Annotated in this window: 4 protein-coding genes; all 4 read left to right on the top strand. The window is 67.6% G+C overall.

Going from position 1 to position 3,233, the window contains the following annotated elements; genetic code table 11:
- On the top strand, positions 1 to 1,872 hold a 1,872-nt coding region (locus ACFDSW_RS16065), incomplete at its 5' end, for a chemotaxis protein CheA (RefSeq protein WP_375251268.1).
- Entirely contained in the window at positions 1,869 to 2,342 is a 474-nt protein-coding gene (locus ACFDSW_RS16060) for a chemotaxis protein CheW (protein WP_375251267.1), read from the top strand. The genes ACFDSW_RS16065 and ACFDSW_RS16060, both read left to right, overlap by 4 nt.
- Positions 2,343 to 2,420: 78 nt before the next feature.
- Complete coding sequence (locus ACFDSW_RS16055) at positions 2,421 to 2,786, top strand: response regulator (protein WP_375251266.1); 366 nt, start codon at positions 2,421 to 2,423, stop codon at positions 2,784 to 2,786.
- 34 nt (positions 2,787 to 2,820) lie between these two features.
- Positions 2,821 to 3,233: response regulator (locus ACFDSW_RS16050; protein WP_375251265.1), on the top strand; the 413-nt coding region annotated here is incomplete at its 3' end.

Below are 3,233 nucleotides of genomic sequence, written 5' to 3'. Positions count from 1 at the left end.
AGCCCGAACGTGCGCGGTGGAAAGCGGTCGGTGCGCCTGTCGGTCGACCTGCTCGACCGCATGATGGGCGGCGTGTCTGACATGGTGCTGGCACGCAACCAGCTGGCGCGTCACCTGCGTCAGAACGACGATCCCAAGCTGGAGGCGATGCTGGAGCGACTGTCGATCTCGGTCGACGACCTGCGCGATAGCGTGACGCGCAGCCGGATGCAGCGGGTGGAGGCGCTGTTTTCGGTAATGCCGCGGCTGGTGCGTGACGCGGCGGCCTCGCTCAACAAATCGGTATCGCTGGTGATCGAGGGCGGCGATGTCGAACTCGATCGTGAAATGATCGAGCTGCTTCGCGATCCGCTCGTCCACCTTGTCCGCAATGCGATCGATCACGGCATCGAGGCTCGTTCGGATCGCGTGCTGTCCGGGAAGCCGGCGACGGGATCGCTACGGGTCGTCGCGCGGCAGGCCGGCAATCTGATCATCATCGATATCATCGACGACGGGCGCGGTATCGATGCCGCCGCGCTGGCGGTGAAATGGGCGGGCAGCCGGCCCGATCGCGTGGCGGCGCTGGCGACGATGGACGAGGAGGCGCGGCTGGCGCTGATCTTCGAACCGGGCTTCTCGTCGCGTGACGAGGCGACCGAGCTTTCCGGGCGTGGCGTCGGGATGGATGTGGTCAAGGCCAATGTCGAAAAGGCCGGCGGTCGAATCTCGCTCGTCAATCGACCGGGGCGGGGGCTGACGGTATCGCTGGAAGTTCCCCTGACACTGGCGATCCTGCATGCGGTGATCGTCGAGGCGGCGGGGACCCGTTTCGCGATCCCGCGCCAGTCGGTCGACGAGATCGTCGCGGTGGGGCAGGGCGCCGCGCGGATCGATCGGGTCGGGGGCCAGTCCGCCGTCGCGATCCTGCGCGGTCAGCGCCTGCCGATGGTGACGCTGACGGATCTGATCGGGGAAACGCGGCGTACCGGAACACCCTATCTGGCGATCCTGTCGCTGCGGGAAGGGCAATTCGCGCTCGCCATCGATGCCGTGCTCGACACGCAGGAGCTGGTCGTCAAGCCCGCCGCGCCGGCGGTGATGCGCGCGGGTATCTATGCCGGGCAGATGCTGCCCGATGACGGTCAACCGATCCTGCTGCTCGACTGCGCCGGCATCGCCGCCCGCGCCGGGCTCAGTTTCGAGCGGCGGCGCGCCACGATTGTGGAGACCGAGGTGATCGAGCCGCTGCGAGCCTTGTTGTTCGAGGATGTGGATGACGAGCGACGGCTGATCGTGCTGCCGGCGGTGGACCGTATCGAGGCGGTCGCCGCCGGCGCGGTGCGCGCGGCGGCGGGCGGGCTGTGGCTGACCGTCGGCGACACGTCGGTACCGGCGTGGGATGGGCGCGGGGCCGTACCGCGATCGATTACCAAGGTTCTGCGTCTCAGCGCCGACGGCCGCGAGATCGCCTATCCGATCCGCGAGCCGATCGAGATCATCGCGCTGCCGGACGAGATCATTCCCGCTCCCGCGAACGCGAACGGCGTCGTCGCCGGGCTGGCGGTGATCGGCGGCGCGCCGATCGAACTGATCGATCCGCTGGCGATCGTCGAACATGCCACGGCGCCGAACGAGCGTCCGCTCTGCCTGCTTCACGGCGCCGACAGCGATTGGATGGAGGCGTTCCTGAAGCCGGCGATCGAACAGGCGGGCTATCGCGTCATCCGTCGCGCCCGCCCGGACCAACGCCCGACGATCGCGCTGGCGATCGAGGACGACGCCGATACCGCCCCGGTCCCGGCGATCCGGCTGAGCCGGACGCGCGGCCAGCCGATCTATCGCTACGACCGTGCGGCGGTGATCGCCGCGCTGAGGGAGTGCTGCGCGTGAGTGGTGTTTTGCATCTGGTGGCGCATATCGGTGGCTGCGGCGTGCTGTTCGATACCGATCGTGTGGCGTCGGTCGTCGAGCTCGACGTCGCGACCCCCACCCCCGGTGCCGGTTCGGCGGTGATCGGGCTGGCGGCGATGCGCAGCAAGGTCGCGACCGTTCTCGACGTTCGTCGCCTGCTCGATCTGCCGCCGCGCGTGGTGTCCGAAGGGGCCCGCATCGGCCATGCCGTCGCGGCGATGGTCGATGGCCATCTGTATGCGATCGCAGTCGACTCGCTGGAGGATATCGGCACCTTCACGATCGAAGCGCCACCCGCCGGGCTTGGCGCGCCGGGCGACGGCCAGGATAGCGACGCGGAGGCTCAGCCGGGCTGGGATTTCGTGTCGGGCGTCGCCGGTGGGAGCGGCGAAACCTTGATCGTGCTGGATATCGAACGACTGGTCGAACGGGCCAGCGCCATCGCCTGACCTTCCGGCCTGGCCATTAACGCAAATCTTACAGTTGGTTCGACATAAGCGGCAGGTAACGCCTGCTGGGATGAAGCGATGAAGACCTGCCTGATCGTCGACGACTCGAAGGTGATACGAAAGGTCGCCCGCCACATCCTGGAGACGCTGAACTTCGTAGTGGGGGAAGCCGCCGACGGGCGCGAGGCACTGGAGCAATGTCGCGCCCTGTCGCCTGACGTGGTGCTGCTCGACTGGAACATGCCGGTGATGAGCGGGATGGAATTCCTGCGCGCGCTGTCGTCGGAAGATCTGCCGCGTCGTCCGAAGGTGGTGTTCTGCACCACCGAGAACGGCATGGCGCATATTCGCGCCGCAATCGAGGCGGGCGCGGACGAATATGTCATGAAGCCCTTTGATCGCGAAACCTTGCAGAGCAAATTGCAGATCGTCGGCGTCGCCTGATCCGACGCGATCCGCTTCGATCGTCCGGCGCACGATGGCGCAGTTCCTTCCTCAACCCGAATCACCGTTGAAAGCGTCCGCACCGCGCGTGCTGATCGTCGACGATTCGGCAGTGGCGCGCGCGGCGCTGAGCCGGTTCGTTGCCGCTGGCGGGCGCTTCGCGGTCGCCGCGGCGCTGCCCGATGCTCAAGCCGCGCTGGCCTTTCTGGCTGATTGTCGCGTCGATCTGATCGTCCTCGATCTGGAGATGCCGCATACCAGCGGGATCGACGCATTGCCTGCGCTGCTCAAGGCAGGCCGCGGCGCGCGGGTGCTGATCGTGTCCAGCGCTGCGGCGGAGGGCGCGGCGGTAACGATGCGCGCGCTAGCGCTCGGCGCGGCAGATACGCTCGTCAAGCCGGGCACGGGGGCCTTCGCCAGCCGCTTCGGCGTGGTGCTGCAGGAGCG

Source organism: Sphingomonas sp., assembly GCF_042091075.1.
Lineage (GTDB): Bacteria > Pseudomonadota > Alphaproteobacteria > Sphingomonadales > Sphingomonadaceae > Sphingomonas.
The sequence above is the reverse complement of the archived record's forward strand: the minus strand, read 5'-3'. Positions and strand labels throughout refer to the sequence as shown.

Coding starts and splice junctions, on each gene's coding strand:
- ACFDSW_RS16055 (WP_375251266.1), top strand. CDS start 2,421: ATGAAGACCTGCCTGATCGTCGACGACTCGAAGGTGATACGAAAGGTC.